General features: G+C 67.6%; 18 protein-coding genes, 1 pseudogene and 1 riboswitch. Of the genes and pseudogenes, 4 read left to right on the top strand and 15 right to left on the bottom strand.

Translation table 11 applies throughout. The annotated features are described in order from the left end of the window. Positions 1-67 precede the first annotated feature (67 nt). Positions 68-1,852 (bottom strand): phosphoenolpyruvate carboxykinase (GTP), encoded by a 1,785-nt coding sequence (locus ACVCMG_RS06855; RefSeq protein WP_395121341.1) that lies wholly within the window; start codon positions 1,850-1,852, stop codon positions 68-70. A gap of 122 nt (positions 1,853-1,974) precedes the next feature. Then, positions 1,975-2,553 carry a TetR/AcrR family transcriptional regulator gene (locus ACVCMG_RS06850; RefSeq protein WP_395116579.1) on the bottom strand — a complete coding sequence of 193 codons (579 nt, stop codon included), beginning with the start codon at positions 2,551-2,553 and terminating at the stop codon, positions 1,975-1,977. 113 nt (positions 2,554-2,666) lie between these two features. On the opposite strand from ACVCMG_RS06850, the gene ACVCMG_RS06845 reads away from it, so the two are divergent. Genes ACVCMG_RS06845 through ACVCMG_RS06835 form a run of 3 tightly spaced genes read left to right on the top strand, consistent with a single transcriptional unit; the run spans position 2,667 to position 6,543 of the window. Continuing rightward, entirely contained in the window at positions 2,667-3,566 is a 900-nt protein-coding gene (locus ACVCMG_RS06845; RefSeq protein ID WP_447097141.1) for an alpha/beta fold hydrolase, read from the top strand. Positions 3,567-3,583: 17 nt separating this feature from the next. Continuing rightward, positions 3,584-6,034, top strand: a complete 2,451-nt coding sequence (locus ACVCMG_RS06840) for an acyl-CoA dehydrogenase (RefSeq protein WP_395116583.1) — start codon at positions 3,584-3,586, stop codon at positions 6,032-6,034. A 35-nt stretch (positions 6,035-6,069) separates the two neighbouring features. Continuing rightward, entirely contained in the window at positions 6,070-6,543 is a 474-nt protein-coding gene (locus ACVCMG_RS06835) for a hotdog fold domain-containing protein (protein WP_395116585.1), read from the top strand. A 3-nt stretch (positions 6,544-6,546) separates the two neighbouring features. Here ACVCMG_RS06835 and ACVCMG_RS06830 read toward each other — a convergent pair whose 3' ends face one another. The 4 genes from ACVCMG_RS06830 to ACVCMG_RS06815 all read right to left on the bottom strand — a co-directional run bounded on the left by ACVCMG_RS06830 (position 6,547) and on the right by ACVCMG_RS06815 (position 11,865). Then, positions 6,547-7,452, bottom strand: coding sequence for a CPBP family intramembrane glutamic endopeptidase (locus tag ACVCMG_RS06830; RefSeq protein WP_395116587.1), 906 nt, complete (start codon positions 7,450-7,452; stop codon positions 6,547-6,549). A 74-nt stretch (positions 7,453-7,526) separates the two neighbouring features. After that, positions 7,527-9,128 (bottom strand): peptide chain release factor 3, encoded by a 1,602-nt coding sequence (locus ACVCMG_RS06825; protein WP_395116589.1) that lies wholly within the window; start codon positions 9,126-9,128, stop codon positions 7,527-7,529. A gap of 381 nt (positions 9,129-9,509) precedes the next feature. Beyond that, a complete protein-coding gene (locus tag ACVCMG_RS06820) occupies positions 9,510-10,331 on the bottom strand; it encodes a hypothetical protein (protein ID WP_447115194.1) in 822 nt (273 codons plus the stop codon). Between the two features lie 136 nt (positions 10,332-10,467). Further along, the gene (locus tag ACVCMG_RS06815) at positions 10,468-11,865 is read right to left on the bottom strand and encodes a M20/M25/M40 family metallo-hydrolase (RefSeq protein WP_447115193.1); all 1,398 of its coding nucleotides are present in this window, start codon (positions 11,863-11,865) and stop codon (positions 10,468-10,470) included. A 304-nt stretch (positions 11,866-12,169) separates the two neighbouring features. On the opposite strand from ACVCMG_RS06815, the gene ACVCMG_RS06810 reads away from it, so the two are divergent. After that, on the top strand, positions 12,170-12,736 hold the full coding sequence (locus ACVCMG_RS06810) for a manganese efflux pump MntP (RefSeq protein ID WP_447115192.1): 567 nt from the start codon (positions 12,170-12,172) through the stop codon (positions 12,734-12,736). 39 nt (positions 12,737-12,775) lie between these two features. On the opposite strand, the gene ACVCMG_RS06805 is transcribed toward ACVCMG_RS06810, so the two are convergent. The 9 genes and pseudogenes from ACVCMG_RS06805 to ACVCMG_RS06765 all read right to left on the bottom strand — a co-directional run bounded on the left by ACVCMG_RS06805 (position 12,776) and on the right by ACVCMG_RS06765 (position 23,479). Further along, the gene (locus tag ACVCMG_RS06805) at positions 12,776-14,074 is read right to left on the bottom strand and encodes a M20/M25/M40 family metallo-hydrolase (RefSeq protein WP_447099540.1); all 1,299 of its coding nucleotides are present in this window, start codon (positions 14,072-14,074) and stop codon (positions 12,776-12,778) included. Between the two features lie 168 nt (positions 14,075-14,242). Then, positions 14,243-14,923: a winged helix-turn-helix domain-containing protein gene (locus ACVCMG_RS06800; RefSeq protein ID WP_447099594.1), complete on the bottom strand. Its 681-nt coding sequence runs from the start codon at positions 14,921-14,923 to the stop codon at positions 14,243-14,245. A 38-nt stretch (positions 14,924-14,961) separates the two neighbouring features. Further along, positions 14,962-16,347 (bottom strand): annotated as a pseudogene (locus ACVCMG_RS06795) (sensor histidine kinase); the annotation flags it as partial. Positions 16,348-16,434: 87 nt separating this feature from the next. Then, positions 16,435-18,312 (bottom strand): potassium transporter Kup, encoded by a 1,878-nt coding sequence (locus tag ACVCMG_RS06790; RefSeq protein ID WP_447115191.1) that lies wholly within the window; start codon positions 18,310-18,312, stop codon positions 16,435-16,437. A 268-nt stretch (positions 18,313-18,580) separates the two neighbouring features. Beyond that, on the bottom strand, positions 18,581-20,710 hold the full coding sequence (fusA, locus tag ACVCMG_RS06785; protein WP_395116608.1) for an elongation factor G: 2,130 nt from the start codon (positions 20,708-20,710) through the stop codon (positions 18,581-18,583). A gap of 236 nt (positions 20,711-20,946) precedes the next feature. Beyond that, positions 20,947-21,393: a hypothetical protein gene (locus ACVCMG_RS06780; RefSeq protein WP_395116610.1), complete on the bottom strand. Its 447-nt coding sequence runs from the start codon at positions 21,391-21,393 to the stop codon at positions 20,947-20,949. 211 nt (positions 21,394-21,604) lie between these two features. Next, entirely contained in the window at positions 21,605-22,291 is a 687-nt protein-coding gene (locus tag ACVCMG_RS06775) for a M24 family metallopeptidase (RefSeq protein ID WP_447115190.1), read from the bottom strand. Next, a complete protein-coding gene (locus tag ACVCMG_RS06770; protein ID WP_447115189.1) occupies positions 22,288-22,641 on the bottom strand; it encodes a DUF1304 domain-containing protein in 354 nt (117 codons plus the stop codon). The genes ACVCMG_RS06775 and ACVCMG_RS06770 overlap by 4 nt, the downstream gene beginning before the upstream one ends. A gap of 88 nt (positions 22,642-22,729) precedes the next feature. Then, positions 22,730-23,479, bottom strand: coding sequence for a 2OG-Fe dioxygenase family protein (locus ACVCMG_RS06765; RefSeq protein WP_447115188.1), 750 nt, complete (start codon positions 23,477-23,479; stop codon positions 22,730-22,732). A 175-nt stretch (positions 23,480-23,654) separates the two neighbouring features. Continuing rightward, a riboswitch (SAM riboswitch) is annotated at positions 23,655-23,771 on the top strand. The last annotated feature ends 84 nt before the right edge of the window (positions 23,772-23,855 follow it).

Raw genomic sequence — 23,855 nt, 5'->3', positions numbered from 1 at the left:
GCGAGGAAAACCACGAGCGTGGTTTTCCCGGTCGCGAGTCCGGTACGTGCCCGGACTCGCGCGTGCATCAGGACACGGCGGCCCGCCGCGCCGGCTTGGCGGTATCGGCCTGCAGCGCCTGCGCCACGCGTTGCTGCTCGCGGCGCAACCGCTCCGGCAGGCGCGGCGCGAAGGTTTGCAGGTAGGCGTCGATGGCTTCCAGCTCCGCCTGCCATCCGGCTACGTCGACCGCGAGCAATTCGTCCAGTCGCGCAGGCTCCAGCGCCAGTCCTTCCAGCTTCAGTTCGCCGGCCGCCGGCACGATGCCGATCGGGGTCTCGACGCCTTGGACATGGCCTTCGGCGCGGTCGATCATCCACTCCAGCACGCGCAGGTTCTCGCCGAAGCCCGGCCACAGGAACTTGCCGTCGGCGCCCTTGCGGAACCAGTTGACGTGGAACACCTTCGGCAGCTTCGCGCCGGGCCGGTCGAACGACAGCCAGTGCGCGAAGTAGTCGCCGTAGTGATAGCCGCAGAACGGCTTCATCGCCATCGAGTCGCGACGCAGCACGCCGACCGCTCCGGTGGCGGCGGCGGTGGTTTCCGAGCCCATCGCGGCGCCCATCAGCACGCCGTGGCTCCAGTCGCGCGCCTCCATCACCAGCGGCAGCAGCGAGGGGCGGCGGCCGCCGAACACGATCGCGCTGATCGGCACGCCTTGCGGCGCCTCGGCCTGCTCCGACCAGGTCGGGCACTGCTTCGCGCTGACCGTGAAGCGCGAGTTCGGGTGCGCGGCCGGGCCGTTGGCCGGGTCGTAGGGCCGGCCCTGCCAGTCGGTGACCGGCGTGCCGGGCAGGCCTTCCCACCACGGCTGGTTGTCGGCGGTGACGGCGACATTGGTGAAGATGGTGTCGTGCGAGATGCTCTGCATGGCATTGTGGTTGGTGGCGTCGCTGGTGCCCGGCGCCACGCCGAAGAAGCCGGCTTCCGGGTTGATCGCGTACAGCCGCCCGTCCGCGCCGGGGTGCATCCAGCAGATGTCGTCGCCGACCGTCCACACCTTCCAGCCGTCACGCCGGTAGCCTTCCGGCGGAATCAGCATCGACAGGTTGGTCTTGCCGCAGGCGGAGGGGAACGCGGCGGCGACGTAGTGCGTCTCGCCGCGCGGGTTCTCGATGCCGACGATCAGCATGTGTTCGGCCAGCCAGCCTTCCGTGCGCGCCTGGTTGCTGGCGATGCGCAGCGCGTGGCACTTCTTGCCCAGCAGCGCGTTGCCGCCGTAGCCGGAGCCGTAGGACTTGATCGAGAGTTCGGCGGGGAAGTGCATGATCCAGCGACGCTCGGGATCGAGCTCACCGACCGAATGCAGCCCCTTCACGAACGTCCCTTCGCGCTCGATCCGCGCCTGCGCGGCGGCGCCCATGCGGGTCATGATCTTCATGTTGGCGACCACGTACGGGCTGTCGGTGATCTCCACCCCGCAACGCGACAGCGGCGAGTCGATCGGGCCCATGCAATACGGGATCACGTACATCGTGCGGCCTTCCATGCAGCCGTCGAACAGCGCGTCGATCTTGGCGTGCGCCTCGGCCGGGTCCATCCAGTGGTTGTTCGGGCCGGCGTCCTCGCGCTTGGGGTGGCAGACCAGGGTCAGCTGCTCGACGCGGGCCACGTCCTTCGGATCGGAGCGGTGCAGGTAGCACCCCGGATGGGTGGTCTGGTTCAGTTCGATCAGGGTGCCGTCGGCCAGCATCTGCTGCACCAGCGACTGATATTCGTCCTGCGACCCGTCACACCAGTGAATCCGCGCCGGGCGGGTCAGTGCCGCCACCTGGTCGACCCATTGGGTAAGCGCTTCCAGCTTGCTGGTCATCATGTCCCTCGAAAGGCTTGTTGAAAAACGGAAGCGGCACGGTAGTTTGCGTGCACTGGTATTGCAAGGATGGGCGCAGCAACGGCAGCGCCGGAGGGCGCCGCGTGGCCGTTTGCGCAGGGCTACACCGGGGTGAGCGTGGCGATCATGTGTTCGACGTAGGCGTCGAACTCCTCGTGACTCAGGCGCGGCAGGCCCAGGGTGAAGTTCAGTTGCAGGAAGCCGACGTAGGCGGCATAGGTCAGCCGCGCGCGGTTCAGTGCCTGCGCCGGCGGCAGGCCGGCCTCGCGATACACGGTGGTGAGGAACTCCATGCGTCGCTGCGAGACGCGGGCCATCACCGGCACCACCTGCGGATGGTCCAGTGCCTTGAGCAGCGCGGCATAGACGCGATGCGGCTGCAATTCGTGCGCGACCCGGCGGAACAGCTCGGGCAGGCGCTGGCGCGGGTCGGCGATCTGCTCGATCTGGCCGATGATCTCGCGTTCGCCGTACTGTTCCCAGCGTTCCATGGCCGCATTGAGCAGCGCTTCGCGGGTACGGAAATGCCAGTAGAAGCTGCCCTTGGTCACCCCGAGCTGGCGCGCGAGGGCTTCCACTGCCAAGGCTCCGACGCCCTGGTCGGCGATCATCTGCAGGGCGGCCAGTTCCCAATCTTCGGCCGACAGGCGCGTGCGTTCCGGCTTGCTGCTGACATTCATGTCCGTATGGTAGCGACAGCCCGGGCATTTGTAATGGGGCGGCGTCGATCGGCGTGCGCCGCGGCCCGGCGAGCGGTTGACGGCCATCGCACAGGCAATCCATACTCTTCCGTATGGTCAATCCGATCCCGATGCCCCATACCGTCGAACGCGTCGCTGCAGGCGACCTGCGCCTGGCGGTGGAAACCTGGAACCCGCAGGGGACGCCGGGCCTGCTGTTCGCGCACGGCTTCGGCCAGACCCGCGGGGCGTGGAACGCCGCCGCCGCGGCGCTCGCCCGGACGGGTTGCCGCTGCGTCACGTTCGACGCCCGCGGTCATGGCGAGAGCGATCGCGTGGACGCCGCGACCGGCTATCACATGGACCAGTTCGCCGACGACCTGCTGCGCCTGGCCGCCGCGCAGCCGCAGCCACCGATCCTGGTGGGCGCCTCGATGGGTGGCCTGCTCGGCATCGTGTTGGCCGGCGAACGGCGACCCTCACCGTTCCGTGCGCTGGTGCTGGTCGACATCACGCCGCGCTGGGAAACCGCAGGCGTGCAACGCATCCTGGCCTTCATGCAGGCTCACCCGGACGGCTTCGCCAACTATGCCGACGCGGCCGAGCAGGTAGCCGCCTACCTGCCGCAGCGGCGCGAGCGCAAGAGCGCCGAGCAATTGCGGCCGCTGCTGCGCGAGGGTGCCGACGGCCGGCTGCGCTGGCATTGGGACCCGGCGTTGCTGGCCGGCGACCTGGTGCAGGAGAGCGAGCGCTACCAGCCGCGCCTGCTGGCCGCGGCGGCGAACATCGACGTGCCGGTGCTGCTGCTGTCCGGCGGCCGCAGCGACGTCGTCTCGCGCGGCACCGTGGACGAGTTCCTGCAGCTGGTGCCGCAGGCGCGCCATGTCGAGCTGGCGCACGCCACGCACATGGTGGCCGGCGACGCCAATGACGCCTTTGCCAATGAAGTGATCCACTACGTGCACCACCTTGAAATCCCCGTGACGCCGCGTACCGCCGGCGCCGCCCCCTGACCCTGAGAGGTGTCGAGATGTCCGTGTTGCTTACCTTGCTGGCGGCGTTGATTGCCTCCGGCGTCTGCGCCTATCACCGCACCAGCCTGCGTACCTGGGCCATCGTCACCGTCGCCGCCACTCTCGTGGTGGGTCTGCTGGTGCGCGCGCCGGCCACGATGGTGATCCTGCTCCTCATCGAGCTGGCGATCGCGCTGCCGCTGCTGATGGTGGACTTCCGCCGCAAGCAGATCAGCGCGCCGCTGCTGAAAATGTTCGCGAAAGTCACGCCGAAGCTTTCCGAAACGGAACAGACCGCGCTGGAAGCCGGCACCGTGGGTTTCGAGGGCGAGCTGTTCTCCGGCAAGCCGGACTGGCATGAACTGCTGAAGCAGCCCAAGCCCGAGCTCTCCGTGGAGGAGCAGGCCTTCATGGACGGCCCGGTGGAAGAGCTGTGCGCGATGATCGACGACTGGCAGATCACGCACGAACTGGCCGACCTGCCGCCGAACGTGTGGGAGTTCATCAAGAAGAACAAGTTCTTCGGCATGATCATCCCCAAGCAGTACGGCGGCCTGCAGTTCTCCGCGCTGGCGCACTCGGCGGTGCTGCAGAAGCTGTCCACGATGTCGGCCACGGTGTCCTCGACCGTGGCGGTGCCGAACTCGCTGGGCCCGGCCGAGCTGCTGCTGCACTACGGCACCGACGAGCAGAAAAACCACTACCTGCCGCGCCTCGCCGTCGGCGAGGAAATCCCCTGTTTCGCCCTGACCGGGCCGTATGCCGGCTCTGATGCCACCTCGATTCCCGACGTGGGCATCGTCTGCAAGCAGATGGTCGACGGCGTGGAAACGCTGGGACTCAAGCTCACCTTCGACAAGCGCTACATCACGCTGGCGCCGATCGCCACGGTGGTCGGCCTCGCCTTCCGCATGTATGACCCCGAGCACCTGCTGGGTGAAGAAGAGGATCTGGGCATCAGCCTGGCACTGCTGCCGCGCTCGACGCCGGGGCTGCAGATCGGCCGCCGCCATTTCCCGCTGAACATCCCGTTCCAGAACGGCCCGGTGCACGGCAAGGACGTGTTCGCGCCGCTGTCGGTGCTGATCGGCGGACCGAAGATGGCCGGCCACGGCTGGCGCATGCTGGTCGAGGTGCTGTCGGTGGGCCGCGCGATCTCGCTGCCGTCCAACGCCACCGGCGGCATGCGCGCGTCGGCGCTGGCCACCGGCACCTACGCGCGCATGCGCAAGCAGTTCGGCCTGGCGGTGGCGCGCTTCGAGGGTGTCGAGGAGGCGCTGGCGCGCATCGGCGGCCTGGCTTACGCCACCGCCGCGCTGTCGCGCGCCACGGCGGCGGCGGTCGATCGCGGCGAGAAGCCGGCAGTCACCTCGGCGATTGCCAAGTACCACGCCACCGAGTGGGCGCGCCAGGTGGCGGCCGACACGATGGACGTGCACGGCGGCAAGGCGGTGCAGCTCGGGCCGAAGAACTACGCCGGCCGCGGCTGGTCGGCGGTGCCGATCGCGATCACGGTGGAAGGCGCCAACATCATGACGCGCAGCCTGATGATCTTCGGCCAGGGCGCGATCCGCTGCCATCCGTACGTGCTGAAGGAAATGCAGGCGCTGTCGATCGCCGACCGCGGCGAGCAGCTGAAGACGTTCGACCGGCTGCTGTTCGGCCACCTCGGCTTCGGCATCTCCAACGCGGTGCGCAGCTTCGCGATGGGCCTCTCCGGCGCGCGCATCGGCGAGGCCGCTGGCGATGCCTACACCCGCCGCTACTATCGCAAGCTCGATCGCTACTCCGCCGCGCTCGCGCTGTGCGCCGACGTGTTCATGGGCGTGCTCGGCGGCAAGCTGAAGTTCAAGGAGAAGCTGTCGGCCCGCCTGGGCGACGTGCTGAGCTACCTGTACATCGCCAGCGCCATGCTCAAGCAGTACGAGGACAACGGCCGGCCGGAAGCCGACCGCCCGTTCCTGGCCTGGGGTTTCCACGAGTGCATGTGGCTGATCCAGAATGCGCTGGACGGCGCGATCCGCAATTTCCCGGTGCGCCCGGTGGCGTGGCTGCTGCGCGTCCTGGTGTTCCCGCTGGGCCGCCGCGAGGTGCCGCCGTCCGATCGTCTGGGCCGCCGCGTCGCCGCGCTGCTCACCGCGCCGAACGAGGCGCTCGACCGCCTCACCGACTGGGTCTACACCACGCCCACGCCGAACAACACGATCGGCCGCATGAAGGCGCTGCTGCCGGACGTGATCGCCGCCGAGCCGGTCGACCGCAAGTTCGGCAAGGCGCTCAAGTCCGGTCAGTTCAGCTCGCACGACTATCTTGACCAGCTCGTCGAAGCACAGCAGGCCGGGGTGATTTCCGAAGCGGAGGCGGAGTTGCTCAGGCGCGTGCGCGAGGGCGTGTTCGAGTTCATCTCGGTCGACGATTTCGATACCGACGAGATGCGTGCGTTCAAGACGCGCGCGGACGCCGGGTGAGCCGTGCGGACCGGTTCCATTTTGGAGGGTGACCGGTGAGCGCCTCGGTGCTGTCGCTGTATCGGCGCATCACGCGCTGGCCCGCGGGCCACTGGCTCTTCTCGCGGCTGATCTGCCTGAAGGCGCCGTATTTCACCACCATCGCGCCGCGCTTTGTGACATTGCAGCCGGGCCGCTGCGAGGTACGCATCCGCGATCGCCGGCGCGTGCACAACCACATCGGCACGGTGCACGCGATCGCGCTGTGCAACCTGGCCGAGCTCGCTGCCGGCATGATGGCCGAGGCGACCGTGCCGGCGGACATGCGCTGGATACCCAAGGGCATGAGCGTCGAGTACCTGAAGAAGGCGGTCGGCTCGATGCACGGCACGGCGACCCCGGAGGCGGCCGCGCCGCCGGCGGGCGCGAGCGGGGAATGGCCGGTCAGGGTAGAGGTGGTCGATGGCGCGGGCGACACGGTGTTCCGCGCACGCGTGCTGATGTGGTTGTCCCCGCGCAAGCGCGGCTGAACCTCACGGGCTCCGGCGCCGCCAGCACGGCGGCACGATGCTGCCGCGGCGCAGGGCGACGGCGAGCAGGCCCAGCGAACACAGCGTGCACAGGCTCAGCGCCACCACCGACGCCTCGGCGCCGAACACGCCGCCGCTGAGCCAGTCCGGACCGTGGCGGCTGGAAACCAGCCAGCCTTCCGCCTGCGAGCCCGACACCGGGATGCCGTAGATCGTGCCCTGGGCGAAGTTCCACGCCGCGTGCACGCCCATGCACACCGGCAGCGAGCGCGTCACGTGGTAGAGCAGGCCGAACAGCAGGCCCGCCTCGATCGCGATTGCCGCCGAGCTCCACAGCGTGGCGCCGGGGTTGGCGATGTGCACCGCGCCGAACAGCAGGGCCGAGATGGCCAGGGCCCACCACGTTCCCAGGCCTTCCTCGACGATGCGAAACAGCACGCCGCGGAACATGATCTCCTCGCCGATACCGGCGCCCAGCCCCACGACCAGCAGCGCACCCAGCCAGGGCGCGTCAGCGCGGATGGCCTCCACGTGGTAGCTGCCGGCCAGCCACAAGGCCGCCACCACGGCGCTGAACAGGACCAGCCCGATCAGCACGCCAAGCAGGCCTTGCGGCAGCAGCGTGCGCGGGGCCAGCTCGGCGAGCGGCCGGCGTTCGATCAGCCTCACCAGGATCAGATATGCCGCCAGCGGTACCAGCGCACGCAGGACGAACTGCGCCAGGTCGCGCTGCAACACCGGCGTGTCCTTGTCCAGGCCGAGTGCGAAGAAGGCGAACTGCACCGCCACCATGAGACCCGCCAGCCAGGCCACGAAGATCGCGATCCGCGCCGGTGGGGAAAACAGCAGCCAACGCTGCCACCGAGGTGCCGTGGCCGGTGTGGAAAACGCCAACGTCTGTTGTTGCATGCAGCCTCCCCTTGTGCGAACGCCCAAGGTAGCGGCGTGCCGGCGCGCTGGCCAGTGGGGCAGGGTGGCTTTGCTCAGGCTTCCACGGAGGCGGCATGCTCGCGGGTGGCGGCGAAGCGCACCTGCGGCCAGCGCTCCTGCGCCAGCTGCAGGTTGACCCGCGTCGGCGCGATGTAGACCAGCTCGCCGGCACCGTCGATGGCCAGGTGCATCGCGTTCTTCTCGCGAAACTCATCCATCTTCTTCTCGTCGTCGCAATGCACCCAGCGCGCGGTGCTCACGCCGACCGGCTCGAAGCTGGCGTCGACGTTGTATTCGTCCTTCAGTCGGTACGCCACGACCTCGAACTGCAGCACGCCGACCGCGCCGAGGATCAGATCGTTCGACATCAGCGGGCGGAAGAACTGCGTGGCGCCTTCCTCGGAAAGCTGCGCCAGGCCCTTCTGCAGCGCCTTCATCTTCAGCGGGTCGCGCAGCCGCGCGCGGCGGAACAGCTCGGGCGCGAAGTTCGGGATGCCGGTGAAGGTGACCAGCTCGCCCTCGGTGAAGGTGTCGCCGATGGTGATGGTGCCGTGGTTGTGCAGGCCGATCACGTCGCCCGGGTAGGCCGTCTCGACGATCTCGCGGTCGCTGGCCATGAAGGTCAGCGCGTTGGCGATGCGCACCTCCTTGCTGGTGCGCGTCTGGATCATCTTCATGCCGGCGTTGTAGGTGCCCGAGCACACGCGCATGAACGCGACGCGGTCGCGGTGCGCCGGGTCCATGTTGGCCTGGATCTTGAACACGAAGCCGGACAGCTTCTCCTCCTCCGGCTGGATCTCGCGCGTGGTGGTGGCGCGCGGGCGCGGGCTGGGCGCGTGCTCGACGAAGAAGTCCAGCAGCAGCTGCACGCCGAAATTGTTCACCGCCGAGCCGAAGAACACCGGCGTCTGCCGGCCGGCCAGGTACTCGTCGATATCGAAGGAGGGCGCGGCGCCCTGCACCAGCTCCAGTTCCTCGCGCAGCTCGCGCATCGCCTCCGCACCGATCTTCTCTTCCAGCCCCGGTGCATCCAGGCCCTTGAAGATGGTCGAGTCCTGTCGCGTGAAGTTCTTGCCCGCCTCGAAGATGTGTACCTCGTCCAGCGCCAGGTGGTACACGCCCTTCAGCCGCTTGCCCATGCCGATCGGCCAGGTCAGCGGCGCGCAGGCGATGCCCAGCACCGACTCCACCTCGTCCAGCAGTTCGATCGGCGAGCGGCCCTCGCGGTCGAGCTTGTTGATGAAGGTCATGATCGGCGTGTCGCGCAGCCGGCACACTTCCATCAGCTTGATCGTGCGCTCCTCCACGCCCTTGGCGCAGTCGATCACCATCAGCGCCGAGTCCACCGCGGTGAGCACGCGATAGGTGTCCTCGGAGAAGTCCGCGTGGCCCGGCGTGTCGAGCAGGTTGACGATCTTGCCCTCGTACGGGAACTGCATCACCGACGAGGTCACCGAGATGCCGCGCTCCTTCTCCAGCGCCATCCAGTCCGAGGTGGCGCTGCGCGACGTCTTGCGACTCTTCACCGAGCCGGCCATCTGGATCGCGCCGCCGAACAGCAGCAGCTTCTCGGTCAGCGTGGTCTTGCCCGCGTCAGGATGGCTGACGATGGCGAAGGTGCGGCGGCGGCGGGTTTCGTCGAGATGGGTGGACATGGGGAGCGGGTCGGCTTGAGCGCGAACCGGTCATTGTAGCGTGGATATGTTGATTGCCCTATGACTCCCTAGAGTGCGATGCACGTTTCCTGCTGGGCGCAATCGAGAGAAGGGCTGATTTTGGTAAGCCGACGTCGTGCTCGGGCTCACGGCCCGACGGCTGTGCTGACGGCGCAAACAACGTCTTCAAGATCGTTGAAGATAGGCGCTCACGTAAGGCTGATGCTTGGGCTCAGTCTTTTGTACGGATTCCTCGATGCGCTTTATCTGATCGGGGGACAACGCTTTCGGTTGCTCCTTGGAATCGCAACGAACCTGCGAGGGGCTTGGGATAGTCGAAGGGTGTGCAATGGGCTCAGCGAACTTTTCCATGGCGACCTCTCACTTGTTTAGCGCTGCTGGGTAGTAGTGCTTGCGCGCGACCCACTTGAAACCGTTGAACTTGGTTATGGCCGCGAGATCGATAGGTTTAGCTACCGCCATATGACCAGGAGCGAACCGTACGTAGCCGCAGGTCACTTCGATAAGGTAATGCACAAAGTCAACCGCGTCTTGAATAGGCATGGCACCGTTGATCAGTGGTTCCATGCTTGCAAGGAGTTTCTGAGCTGCGTCTCGTGATACACCGGCGTCAGTCAAGCGCCGAACGATCTGGTTCGAGTATCCGAAAAGCATACGTTGAATTGGCTCGCGAGCACCTTCCCAAGCACAGTCCCACTGTGCATCAGCATCGATGAGTTTGGTGACTTCACAGCCTCCACGAGTGAGTAGCAGCCTCCACACTTCTGCACTCTGCTTCTCCGAGGCGAAACCCCCTACGAAGAAGCCCATGACGCTACGATCACTCATGGGGTCGGGAGGGGCGGGCTCGTTCTTGAAAGCTTCGGTATACAGCTCGTCGTAGTAAAACCGCTTGAAGCGGTCAACAACATCTTCAAGCGTGAAGTTCGCTGGATCAACCCGCCAGCTTGGATCTTCGCTGATCAGTCTACGTCGGAGATCATTTGCAAGGCTGGACACTGAGCGATTGTTGAGAGAACCAAGTCCGAAAGTCAGTGCGCCAACGGGAAGTCCGTTGACGTGCATCAATTTTTCTGTATTGAAATATGAGTTGTGGTACTCGGTCGCGGTGAAGAGCGTCGAGGCGCTATCTGCCCCAAGTACGAGTCCATCACCTACCTTCAATGCGACAACGATTGTCATCCCTGTTCCCCTGATACATCCGCGTGGCTGACTGTACACCCAACCCGAACGGGCATATTGGTGTCAGGTCCGGACTCGGTACGGACGCCGCTGAGTGGCGAGCGACGTAACAGCCACAGGGTCTTTCGTCGACGCTTCATTTTGCCAGCTGCACCAGCACTCGATGCCAGAACTCCAACCCCGCCGCGACTTCCGACGCCGGCAGCCTCTCGTTGAGGCCGTGGGCAAACGTGTCGTCGGGTTTGGTGAAGGCGGCATCGATGCCGTAGCTGGGGACGCCGGCGGCGCGGAAGTGCTTGCTGTCGGTGGCGCCGGCGGACATGCTCGGCACCACGTTCACGCCCTGGAAACGTTGGTGCACGGCGGCGGTGACGGCGGCGATCACGTCCGGGCGCAGCGGCGAGGCGGCGTTGGGCACCGGCGGGGTGGACACCCGGGTCACGCTGGCGGACTTGTCGTCGATCACCTTGACCAGGGTGTCGCGCACGCTGTCGACCGACGTGCCCGGGAAGATGCGGCAGTTGATGTTGACGCTGGCGCGCTGCGGCAGCGCGTTGACCGCGTGGCCTCCTTTGAGCATGGTTGCCACGCAGGTGGTGCGGATCTGGCCGACGTAGGCGGGGTCGGCGGAGATGGTGGCCGCCGCGGCGGCATCGTCGGGATGGGCGGCGAAGCGGGTCATCGCCGCGCCCAATGGGCCGGGGATGTGGGCGCCGAGCGCACGCAGCGAGGCGAGCGTGATCTCGTTGTTTTCCGTCGGAAACTGGTGGGCGGCGACGCGGTCGATGATGCGCGCCAGCCGGTAGATCGCGTTGTCCGCGCCGGGTTCGCTGGAGTGCCCGCCGGGCGAGGTCAGGGCGATCTGGAAGTCCGCATAAGTCTTCTCGGCGGCCTGGATCTGGTACAGCAAGGGCTTGCCGGTCTCGGCGTCGAGGGTACCGCCGCCGGCGTCCGCGTTGAACAGGAATTCGGCGTCGTGGTAGCGCTTCGCCAGCTCGCGGGTCGAGGCCATCGCGGTCTCCTCGTCGCCGGACAACAGCAGGATCAGGTCGTGGCGCGGCGTGAAGCCTTCGCGCTTGAACCGGATCAACGTTTCGACCAGCACCACCGCAGCGGCTTTCATGTCTGCCACGCCGCGGCCGTAGAGATAGCCGTTTTCCTCGACCAGGGTGAACGGGTCGCGGGTCCAGTCTTCGCGCTTCGCCGCCACCACGTCCATGTGCCCGGACAGCAGGATCGGCCGGCCTCCGCCGGTGCCGCGGTAGCGCGCCACGAGCGCGGCGGTGTCGTCCACCGGAATGATTTCGACGTCGCCGTCGGCAAAGCCGGCAGCCTTGAGCTTGCCGGCCAGGTATGCGGCCAGCACCGGCACCTGGCGTTCGCCCTCGACCGTGCGGATGCCGACCGCATGTTTCAGCATCGCCATCGTTTCAGGCAGTGCCTCGGTGGCGGTGTTGGCGCGGGCCGGACCGATGCCGGTGCAGAAGATCAGGGCGGCCACCGCGGCGGGGCCAAGCGCTCGTGCTGCTCTCATTCGAAATCCCCTTGCATGCCTTGAACGAAGCCCCAGTATGCGCGACGGCATGCCCGTCTGCCTGTGCCGGGCCCGCTGCGCCGTTGTGCTAACCTTGCCGCCGCGCTGCGGGCTTTGCCGGCAGCGCAACATCCCTTGGGGAGTAGCCTGCCTCGCTGCGGCGAGGCGTCTCCGTCAACATGCTCGGCGTCCATCCGCCGTGGCGAAGACACCGATCCTGGTTGGCGAGACCAACGGCTCACGGCGCCACTGCGGTCGGGCGCGTCGTGGTGCCGTTGCGCCTGGCCCGACCGAATGGCTGCTCATGAACCCCGTCTCCATCCTGTTGCTTGGCTTTGCCATGTCCACCGATGCGTTTGCCGCGGCGATCGGCAAGGGCGCGGCGATGGCGCGCCCGCGGCTGTCCCAGGCGCTGCGTGCCGGCGCGATCTTCGGCGTGATCGAGGCGATCACGCCGGTGGTCGGCTGGCTGCTGGGCAAGGGCGCTTCGCGCTACATCGAGGCGTGGGACCACTGGGCCGCGTTTGGCCTGCTGCTGGCACTGGGCCTGCACATGATCTGGAACGGGCTCAAGCCCGAGCCGGACGAGCCGGTCGATGAAGCGAAGCGGCACGGTTTCGTCGGGCTGGCCATCACCGGCCTGTCCACCAGCATCGACGCGCTGGCGGTGGGCGTGGGGCTGGCCTTCGTCGATACGCCGATCGCGGTGGTCGCGGTGGTGATCGGCCTGTGCACCTTCAGCATGGTCACGCTGGGCATCATGCTTGGTCGCGCGCTGGGCGAGGTGGTGGGCAAGCGCGCGGAGGTGATCGGCGGTTTCATCCTGATCGGGGTGGGCGTGGTGATTTTGTACGAGCACCTGGCCGGGTGAGGCGACGCCCACCCCGCCGGCACGGTCGCGCCGCGCGGCTTACTTCGCCAGCTTCGTCAGCAGGCTGTGCCAGAAATCCAGCGCGGCCGGGACCTCGGAGGCCAGCAGTTTTTCGTTGAGGCCGTGGGCGAAGCTGTCGCCGGGTTTGCCGAAGTTGGGCGAGACGCCGTAGCTGGGCACGCCGGCGTTGCGGAAGTGCAGGCTGTCGGAGGCGCCGGCGGACATGCCGGGCACCACGTCCAGCCCCGGGAAGCGCTCGTGCACGGTGGCGGTGACGGCGGCCACGATGTCCTCGCGCAGCGGCGAAGCCGGGCTTTGCACGGGCGGCGGTTGTTGCACGGTGATCTTCACGCTGGGGTCGGCCACCACCTGGTGGAGCGTGGCCTCGACGGCGGCGACGCTGGTGCCGGGGAAGATGCGGCAGTTGATGTTGGCGCTGGCGCGTTGCGGCAAGGCGTTGAGTGCGTGGCCGCCGTCGAGCATGGTCGCCACGCAGGTGGTGCGCAGCTGGCCGACGTAGGCGGGGTCGGCCGAGATGACCGCGGCGGCCCGGGCGTCGTCGGGGTGGGCGCTGAACTGCAGCATGGCCTGCGCCAGCGGGCCGTGGCTGTGTTCGCCCACCGCCTTCAGCGAGGCCAGGGTGATCTCGTTGTGCTGCACCGGGAAGGCGTAGCCGGCGACGCGATCGAGCGCCTGGGCCAGCCGGTAGATCGCGTTGTCGGGCGTCGGTTCGCTGGAATGGCCGCCGGGCGAGGTGACGGTGAGCAGGAAGTCCGCATAGGTCTTCTCGGCGGCCTGGATTTCATAGTCCACCGGCTTCAGCTGGTCGTCGAAGGTGCCGCCGCCGGCGTCCGCGTTGAGCAGGAACTCGGCGTCGTGGTAGCGCCTGGCCAGCTCGCGGGTGGAAGCCATCGCGGTCTCCTCGTCGCCGGAGAACACCAGGATCATCTCGTGGCCGGGCACGAAGCCCTCGCGCTTGAAGCGCATCATCGTGGCGACCAGGGTGACGAGGTTGGTCTTCATGTCGGAGGTGCCGCGGCCGTACAGGTAGCCGTTCTCCTCGATCAGCGTGAACGGGTCGCGGCTCCAGTCCTTCGGGTTGGCCGCCACCACGTCCATGTGCGCCGAGAGCAGGATCGGCTTGCCCTTGCCGCTGCCGCGGTAGTGCGCGACCAGCGCGGCGGTCTCGCCGACCGGGATGACCTCGATGTCCGACTTGGCGAAGCCGGCCGATTCCAGCTTGCCGGCGAGATAGCGCGCGAATGCCGGCACCTGGCCCTTGCCTTCCACCGTCTGCGCGGCGATGGCATGGCGCAGCATGGCCATGGTTTCGGGCATCAGCTGTGCGGTGGTTTCGGCACCTGCGCTGGAAGGTTGCACAAGCGCCAACGCGAGGCCAACACAGGGCAACAAGTGGCGCATCGACATGGCGGCATTCCAGGCAGTGGCGTTGAATGCCGAGTATATCCGCCAGTGCACGCCCATCAGCCAGTGGCGGCAAGGATTTCAGCTGGGTGCGGATTCGTCGCCGCTGCCGTCCAGGAAACGGTAGCCTATGCCCGGCTCGGTCTTCAGCCAGCGTGGTGCGGCGGGATCATCGCCCAGCTTCTGGCGCAGGCGGCCCAGCACGATGCGCAGGTAATGCGTGTCCTGCACATGCGTCGCCCCCCACACCTCGCGCAGCAATTGCTGCTGGCTGATCACGCGGCCGGCATGGCGCAGCAGCAGGGAGAGCACGGCGTACTCCTTGCGGGTCAGCGCGATCTGTTTGCCATCGAGGCTGACTTCGCGACGGGCCAGGTCGATCGCCAGATGGCCGTCGTCATACCGCGGCGGCACGTCGGCCGCGCCGGTGGCGGGATGGTGGCGCAGCAGGGCACGCAGCCTGGCCATCAGTTCCTGCATGCCGAACGGCTTGGTCACGTAGTCGTTGGCGCCGTTGTCCAGCGCGCGCACCTTCTCGCTCTCGGCGCTGCGCACGGACAGCATCAGCACCGGCACCGAGCTCCATTGGCGCAATTCGGCCAGCACTTCATGGCCTTCGCGGTCGGGCAGGCCCAAGTCGAGGATGACCAGATCGGGCGATTGGGTAGCGGCCAGGGCCAGCCCTTCGGCAGCGTTGGCCGCCTGCAGCACCTGATAACCCCCGGCACGCAGGCCGATGTCGAGGAAGCGACGGATCTGCATCTCGTCGTCTATCACCAGCACGCGTGGCGCGGAAGTGTTCAAGCGCTGCTCTCCGGTGCGGGTGGCAGGGGCAGGGTGATGCGGATGGTGGTGCCGCCGCCAGCGGTAGCCAGCGCTTCCACGCTGCCGCCGTGCGCGCCGATCATGCCGCGACAGATCGACAGGCCCAGCCCGGTGCCATTGTTGCCGCGATCGCCACGCGAGACCGAATGGAACATGTCGAAGATGCGCGCCCGCTCATCCGGCGGAATGCCCGGCCCGTGATCGATCACCTCGATCTGCAGCTGTTCGCCGATCACCGCCGCCTCCAGGCGCACGGCCTCGTCGGGCGGCGAGAAGTGTGCGGCGTTTTCCAGCACGTTGAACAGCGCCTGCTCGATCAGCGCCGGGTGCACATAGAGCAGTACCGTCTCCTGCGGCAGCGCGGTCTGCACGGCGAGTGCCGGGAAGAACCGGCGCAGCCTGTCGGTGGCGGTCACCAGCACTTCGGTCGCATCGACCCAGTCGCGATGCAGCTTGAGCGCGCCATGGCCGAGCCGGGTCATGTCCAGCAGGTTCTGGATGTAGCGGTCCAGCCGCTGGCCCTCATGCACGATCGACTGCAGCAGCTCCTGCCGTTCGTCCCGCGGCAGCTGCGTTTCGTACATGGCTAGGGTGTCGGCGGCACCGATCATCGAAGCCAGCGGCGAGCGCAGGTCGTGCGAGACGGAGGAGAGCAGGGCGTTGCGCAGCCGCTCGGTTTCGCCCTGCACGCGGGCCTGCTCGAGCTCGTGCGCCAGGCGGGCGCGTTCCAGTGCCAGTGCGATGTCCTGGCCCATCGCGAGGGCCAGCTCGCGCCGCTCGGCATCGGGTTCGTCCGAACCTCGCGTGGCAAACATCACCGTGCCGTGGCTGTGGGCGCCGACGGTCAGCGGAACCACCCACTCGCCGCCGGACTCACCGTTTCGATCGACGGCGGATGCTTGCTCGGCAGGGTTGATGTGGGCGGTTGCGCCGACCGCCTGCGTCAATGCGCGAGCGCCGACCTCGCGAATCGCCGCGGCACCGGCGGCGGTGGCCAGTTGCCTGCCCAGCTGCAACAGCGTGCGCGTGCGCTGCTGCGCGGTTCGCAGGGAGGCGATCTGGTCGGAGAGCCGGGTGGCCATGCGGCTGCAGACGAGCGCGACGATCAGGAACAGCACGATCGCCAGCACGTCGTCGCCGTTGGCGATGGCCAGCGTGTACCGCGGGCGGGTGAAGAAGAAGTTGTAGCCGAGGAAACACAATACGGCCGTATAGACGGCTACCGCCATGCGCTTGCGTACCGCGACGGCGAGCACGCCGGTCAGAAGGATCAGCGAGAGATTGGCGATCGACAGGTAGCGGTCGGCAACGAAAGTCAGCGCAAAAGCCGCCAGCGTGACCGCGGTGGCGAAAAGGTAGTCGGCCGCGGCCGCGTCGTGCGGGCGGCGTGGCGCCGGCTCATGCATGCGGAAGGTGTTCCCGGCGATGGGTCGATGGCCGATGTCGTGTCATATCTCCACCTCCGATCCCAGTTCGATGCGCCGGTTGCCGGGAATCCGGAAGAACGCGGTCGCGGACAGCGCATTGTGCGCCATGAAGGCGAACAGGCGGTCACGCCAGGCCGCCATGCCGTGGGCATGCCGGCCGGCCACGACGGTCTCGCGGGACAGGAAGAAGGTGGTATCCATCATGTCGAACGGCAGGCCGTGATGGCCGCACTGTGCCAGTCGCAGCGGTATGTCCGGGTCCTCGCTGAAACCGAAACGCAGGCGCAACCGGGTGAAGCCCTGGCCCAGCGCAGTCCATTCAAGTCGTTCCGGAGGTTCGGCCCGGGGCGTATCCAGTGTCTCGACGGTAAGCAGCACATTGCGCTCGTGCAGCACCTTGTTGTGTTTGAGATTGTGCAGCAACGAGCTGGGAATCGCCTCGGCATTGGCGGTCAGGAACACCGCGGTGCCAGGCACGCGCACCAGCGGATGATCCGCCAGGTTGCGGATGAACGGCGCCAACGCCACGCCGCCTTGCTGGATTTCCCGTACCACCAGTTCGCGTCCGCGGCGCCAGGTCGTCATCACCGCGAACACGCACAGGCCCAGCGCCAGCGGAAACCAGCCGCCGTGTTCCACCTTGACCAGGTTGGCGCTGAAGAAGGCGACGTCCACCGTGAGAAGGGCAGCGCCGGTGGCGATCACGGCCGGCAGGCGCCAGCGCCACTGGTAGCGCGCCACCACCAGTGCCAGCAGGGTGGTGGTGACCATGGTGCCGGTGACGGCGATGCCATAGGCAGCGCCCAGGTTGTCCGACGAGCGGAAGCCGAGCACGGCCGCCACGATCAGGATCAACAGGATTCGGTTGATCCACGGCACATAGATCTGGCCGGCCATCTCCGACGAGGTGTGCACCACCCGCATGCGCGGCATGTAGCCCAGTTGCATCGCCTCGCGCGTCATCGAAAACGCGCCGGAGATCACCGCCTGCGAGGCAACCACGGTGGCGGTCGTGGCCAGCGCGATCATCGGGTACAGCATGAAGCGCGGCACCAGGTGATAGAACGGATTGGCCACCGCGGCGGGGTCGTGCAGGATCAGCGCGCCCTGGCCGAAGTAGTTCAGCACCAGCGCCGGCAGCACGAAGTTGAACCAGGCCAACTGGATCGGGCGCCTGCCGAAGTGGCCCATGTCCGCATACAGCGCCTCGGTGCCGGTAACCGCCAGCACCACCGCCCCGAGCGCGAAGAACGCCTCGGCGTGGTTGCGCAGGAAGAAGTCGATGCCGTAGGTCGGGCTGAGCGCCCGCAGAACCTCCGGATGGCGCGCGATGCCCAGCACGCCGAGGCCGGCGATGCTGATGAACCAGATCACGCAGACCGGGCCGAACACGGCGCCGATCCGATGCGTGCCGTGCTTCTGCAGCCAGAGCAGCCCGATGATCACCCCGACGGTGATCGGCAGCACCCAGGGCTCCAGCCCCGGTGCGGCGACCTTCAGCCCCTCGACCGCCGACAGTACCGAGATCGCCGGCGTGATCACGCCGTCGCCATAGAACAGGGCGGCGCCGAACAGGCCGAGCACGATCAGGCCCACGCGCAGATGCGGCACGTGGCGCGCGCTGCGCTGGGCCAGCGCCAGCAAGGCCATGATGCCGCCTTCGCCCTTGTTGTCGGCACGCATGATGAACAGCACGTACTTGATCGACACCACGATGATCAGCGACCAGAACACCAGGCTCAGCGCGCCCAGTACGTTCGCTGGCGTGACCGGTACGCCATGCTCGCCGAACACTTCCTTCAACGTGTAGAGCGGACTGGTGCCGATGTCACCGTAGACCACGCCGACGGCGCCGAGCGCCAGCGCGGCGAACCGGCGCTTTTGCGGAGCGGCGCTCATGGGCCATGGCCGGTGGCGAGCACCTCGGCGGATGCCGGTGCGATGGGAAGAACGACGATGTGAAACATCTGCGCTGCCTGGAATGGATCAGGCGCGCAGTCTGGGCGTTGGGCCGTAACAACGGCATAGCGTCGAGCGGCGACGGCATAAAATCCGCGTAAAAATTACCGTGGGCGTCGTGGGCAGCCCCAAACGAACAGGCCCGGAATACCAGCTCCCGGGCCTGCTCCATGCGTCGCGGCGATCATCGTCGCAGCGCCTGTCGGGTCTACTTCGCTTCCTTCTCCATCAGCTTCTCCACCATGCTGGCGGGCACTTCCTGGTAGTGGTCGAAGATCATCGAGAAGTTGCCGCGGCCGCTGGTGGCCGAGCGCAGGAAGTTGATGTAGCCGAACATCTCCGACAGCGGCACGAAACCCTGCACGAAGGCCGACGTGCCTTTCTGGCCCTGGTCGGAAATGCTGCCGCGGCGGCGGTTGATGTCGCCGATGATGTCGCCGAGGTAGCTCGCCTCGGTGACCACCTCCAGGCTCATGATCGGTTCGAGCAGCTTCGGCTTGCTGAGCTTCTGCGCCTCGCGGAAGCAGGCGCGCCCGGCGATCTCGAAGGCCAGCGCGGAGGAGTCCACGTCGTGGTACTTGCCGTCGATCAGGCGCGCCTTGAAATCCACCACCTCGTAGCCGGCCACCTGGCCCTGGCGCGATTCGACCTCGATCGCGTGCTGCACCGCGGGGATGTATTCGCGCGGCACCCGGCCGCCGACCACCTCGTCGGAGAACACCACGCCCGAGCCCGGCTCGCCCGGTTCGAAGATGATCGTCACCTCGGCGAACTGGCCGGAGCCGCCGGATTGCTTCTTGTGCGTGTAGGTGTGCTCCACCGTCTGCCCGAACGCCTCGCGGAAGCTGACCTTGGGCTTGCCCATGTTCGCTTCCACGCCCAGCTCGGTGCGCATGCGGTCGATGGTGATTTCCAGGTGCAGCTCGCCCATGCCCTTGAGCACGGTCTGGCCGGTTTCCTGGTCCACCTCCATGCGCAGCGAGGGGTCGGCCTTGACCATCTTGTAGAGCGCGGTGGAGAGCTTGTCGACGTCGTTGCGGTTCTTCGGCTCCACCGACACGCTGATCACCGGGTCGGGGAAGCGCATGCGTTCGAGCAGGGCCGGGTGCGCCGGGTCGCTCAGCGAGTCGCCGGTCTCGGTCTCTTTCATCGAGACGAAGGCGCAGATGTCGCCGGCGCGGGTCTCGTCGATCTCGCGGGTGTGGTCGGCCTGCACCTCGACGATGCGGCCCACGCGCTCCTTCTTGCCGCGGGTGACGTTGAGCAGGGTGTCGCCCTTCCGGATCACGCCGGAGTAGATGCGGCAGAAGGTCAGCGTGCCGAACTGGTCGTTGATGACCTTGAACGCCAGCGCGCGCGCGGGCGCATCGTCGGTGACCGGCTGTTCGCCGATGGCGTTGCCGTCCTCGTCGACGATGGAGATGCCGCCGTTCTCGCCCGGGTAGGGCATGTAGTCGACCACGGCATCCAGCAGCTGCTGCACGCCCTTGTTCTTGTACGAGGAGCCGCACAGCACCGGCACCAGCTTGCCGCTGACGCAGCCCGTGCGGATGCACTTCTTCAGCACTTCTGGGTCGTGCTCGCCGGTTTCGATCAGGCGCTCGAAGGCGTCATCGTCCATCGCCAGCGCGTGTTCGAGCAGCTCCTGGCGCAGCGCGGGCAGTTGCGAGAGCCACTCGTTGTCGGCGGCCGTGGCGAACTTCAGGCGCTGCTGCGCCTCCTCGAAGGAGACCGTCTCCCACTTGCTGTCCTTGTCGTCGGACTGCCAGATCAGCGCCACGCCGGCGACCAGGTCGGCCATGCCGCAGAACTCGTCGCTGCTGCCCAGCGGCACCTGGCACAGCAGCGCCGGCGCGTTCAGGCGTTCGCGGATGCCCTTCACGCAGTGCGCGAAGTTGGCGCCGATGCGGTCCATCTTGTTGACGTAGCACAGCCGCGGCACGTGGTACTGGTCGGCCAGGCGCCAGTTGGTCTCGGTCTGCGGCTCCACGCCGGCGACGCCGTCGAACACGACCACGGCGCCGTCCAGCACGCGCAGCGAGCGGTTCACCTCGATGGTGAAATCGACGTGGCCCGGGGTATCGATCAGGTTGATCTGATGGCCCTTCCACTCCGTGGTCACCGCCGCCGACTGGATCGTGATGCCACGCTTGCGCTCCTGCTCCATGTAGTCGGTGGTGGTGGAGCCCTTGCCGTCCTTGGTCTCGTGCGTGTTGACGATCTGGTGCTTGCGGCCGGTGTAGTACAGCACGCGCTCGGTCGTGGTGGTCTTGCCCGCGTCGATGTGCGCGATGATGCCGATGTTGCGGAAACGTTGCAGAGGTTTGCTGCGAGCCATGACGCGCGTCCATTGGAGAGGGCCGGAAGCGCAGGATGCGACCGGCGATCCGCCCATTGTAGCGAGGAGGGACGTGCAGGGATCAGGGCGTGGCCGGGCACGGGTGGCGGTGCGCCACGCGCTGCCGCTCCCCCGGGGATGGGGAGGGTGAGGGGATGAGGTTCTTGTTCTCGCTCCTCGTTTGCCGGGAGCGAGCCACCCGACCCTCCCCCGCAAGCCGGGGAGGGGGCGCAGGCTCAGCCCGCGACGATGCCGTAGTGCGGGTCGTTGCGCGCCGGTTCGCCCAGTTGGCTGAGCAGGATCGCGGTGCGGATGGTGAAGTCGTTCCAGCTCGGCAGCGCGGCCAGTTCCAGCCAGTCGGTCCATTCGGGCGCGAGTGAGCTGTCGTTGCGCCGTGCGGCGGCCTTGCGGCCGTCCAGGATGGCGTCGCGGATCGCCGGCATGCACGACATGAAGTGGCGCATGGTGTCCTTCTCCGTCACGGACAACCGGCTTGCCGGCGACTCCACCAGCCAGGTGCCGGCGGCTTCCATTTCCCACTGGTATTCGCCGGCCAGGAACCAGGTGAACACGTCGCCCTCGGCTTCGCCGGCGGCGACCGCGCGGGCGTGCTCCATGAAGCGGCGCACGGTCTGGTCGTGTCGATCTGACGTATCGGCGGAGTCGGTTGTAGTGGCCAGCATGTGCGTGTCCTCGTTCCCCAGTGGCGACGACCCGGCGAATGGGGCGCGTCGCGTTGCCTGCCTTGGCTCATGCACGAGCGGTGCCAAAAGTCTTGTCCACGCCGCCGGCCGCGCCAGCGCGGGCAGCGCCGGCCCAGGCTGCGCCTGCCTCGGCCGGTCGCGCTGCCGGCGGCCAGCGACGCGATGCGTCAGCTTGTGACCGGCGCGACCCTCAGCTCAGGCGGTTGCCCTCGAGCAGGTCTTCGTGGAAGGCGCCGAAGGGTTCGCTCGGGTGGGCGAGCTGGATCTCCAGGATCCACAGGCCGCTGGCCGGCACGCGGTCGAGGTCGCCGAGGTCGCCGCCGTGGTGGATCGCGTGCGGAAAATCGCTGACCCGGTGGCCCTTGATCGCCTGGTTGAAACGCCAGCCCATGGCCGCGGCGCGTTGGGCGGCGAAGGCGTACAGGGCGCGGCCGCTCAGGCCGTCGTGGCGCCAGGCGTCGGCCACCTGCCGGAACAGGGCGCGCGCCGCGTCGGCGCAGGCCTGGCGTTGCGGCGCGTGACCGACCACGAAGGTGTCGCCCACGTCGCCCTCGTGACCGTCGAAGACGAGCCCGAGGTCGATGAAGTAGCTGTCATGCTCGCCCAGGCGCACGTCCGGTTCAGACGGCTCACGGAACGCCTTGGTGGTGTTGCGGCCAATCCGGATCAGTGGCCGGTGCCACAGGCGTTCGCAACCCTGTTCGGCAAACACCTCGGTGGCCATCGCCACTGCCTCGGCCTCGCTGATCCCCGGCAGCATGCGTTCGCGGATCGCGTGCAGCGCTGCCCAGCTGCGCTCGCGGGCACGCAGCATCAGCGCCGGGTCGAAACGCGCGCCTGTCGCTTCGCGCGGCGAAGGCGTGCCGGGTGCGCTCATGCGAGCACCAGCAGCAAGGCGATCGCGGCCGGCAGCGCCTGGAACCAGAGGATCTTGCGCGCCGCGGTGAGCCCGCCGAACACGCCTGCCGCCAGCACGCAGCCGAGGAAGAACACCTTGATGGCGAACCCGGCCGGACCCAGCCACGCGCCCCAGATCAGCCCGGCGGCAAGGAAACCGTTGTACAGCCCCTGGTTGGCCGCCAGCGCCCGCGATTGCTCGGCAAACTCCTCGCTGAGTCCGAACGCCCGACGGCCGGAGGGGCGCGTCCACAGGAACATCTCCAGGATCAGGAACCACAGGTGCAGCAGCGCGATCAGGACGATCAGAACGTTGGCGACGAGGGACATGGCGTGCTCGCTGGAGGCTGCTGGCGCGGTCGAAGGGCGATTGTTGCAGCCGCCGATCGTGCCGCGCAAATCGCCGCCGGCGAAGCCTTCAGGCGGGCGGTGTCGCTGCCGGCGGGGCGGCGCGAAAGGTCACCACCAGCACGTCGCGGTGGGCGTGTTGAGCCGGGTCGATGGGGGTGACCGCAGTGACGCCATGGCTCACGCGGGCATCGATCACCATCGCCGCGTCCAGCGGGTGGGCCAGGGTGAAGCTGCCCAGCAGCGCGCCGTCGTCGGCGTGGATGGTGGTGGTGCCGCTCTCGATGTTCTGGCGGTCGATCAGCAGCACCAGCACGTAGTCGACGCCGTCGTGGTGCACGCCCTCGGGGGTGGGCTCGCCCGGTTCGTCGGCGCGCGCCTCGATGCGGAACTGATGCGTCTCGACATGCCAGCGGTGCGGTCCGCCGGGCGTCATCGGCGCGAACAGCGCATGCGCCAACTGCAGGATGCTGCGCATGCTGGCGCCATCGGCCAGCGCCGGCCGGATCGGCAGGAACCAGCGCTGGATGTCGCCCTGCAGCGAGTTGTAGCGCGCGCTCTGCCAGTGCGGCTGGTGCGGCTGGCGTTGCAGCGTGCCGTCCGGTTCCACCGCGAAGGTGGCGTGGCGCCGGCTCCGGTGCCGGCCCACCGCGGCCAGGTGGGTGTCGGGCGCCAGGTCGTTCCAGCTGGCGCGGAATGCCTGCCAGTCATCCATGCCGCTGAGGGGCAGCAACTGGCGCATGTGTTCGGCGGTGACGAAGGCGAAGCCGTCGCGATGCAGGCGTGCCTGCAAGGCGGGGCGGTCGAGAGGGGGAGTCATGGGGCGACACGGTAGCAGCATCCCCTGCGGCCGGACAGTGCGCCGCCGCGGCGACGCGCGGTGCGGACGTTTCCCGCATGCCGGGTACTCGTCACCAGGTGTTCGATCATCCATATAAACGTTTAGATGTTTAGACGTCTATTGACACGGGCCGTATCAGGCGTCACCATCCGCCCACTCATCGAGACCGGCTGAGGGACAGGCCCTTTGAAGCCGGGGCAACCAGCGGAGTGTTTCCGCCACGGTGCCAACTCCTGCGGAGGTGCTGCGCGCACCTGCCGGTAGATGGGCGTCACCCGGTACGCGGCCTTCGCCGCCACGCCACGGGTGGTGGCCACTCCGGTTCCCCCGCGGGGCGATGCCGACCGGAGTACCT

This window comes from Rhodanobacter sp. UC4451_H18, assembly GCF_052978225.1.
This window is presented reverse-complemented; position numbering and strand designations above follow the sequence as displayed.